The 281-nt window shown below is 55.5% G+C and carries 1 rRNA gene; it reads left to right on the top strand.

The window, feature by feature from the left end:
* Positions 1–281 (top strand): 23S ribosomal RNA (locus FET73_RS15650); the annotation flags it as partial.

Below are 281 nucleotides of genomic sequence, written 5' to 3'. Positions count from 1 at the left end.
GTCGGCTCATCTCATCCTGGGGCTGAAGCCGGTCCCAAGGGTATGGCTGTTCGCCATTTAAAGAGGTACGCGAGCTGGGTTCAGAACGTCGTGAGACAGTTCGGTCCCTATCTGCCGTGGGCGTTTGAGATTTGAGGAAACCTGCTCCTAGTACGAGAGGACCGGAGTGGACGAACCTCTGGTGTTCGGGTTGTCACGCCAGTGGCATTGCCCGGTAGCTATGTTCGGACGAGATAACCGCTGAAAGCATCTAAGCGGGAAGCTTCTTCCAAGATGAGATC

The sequence above is a fragment of the Marinicella rhabdoformis genome (genome assembly GCF_009671245.1).
Classification (GTDB): Bacteria; Pseudomonadota; Gammaproteobacteria; order Xanthomonadales; family Marinicellaceae; genus Marinicella; species Marinicella rhabdoformis.
Note: the sequence above shows the minus strand (reverse complement) of the source record. Positions and strands in the feature narration are given on the sequence as shown.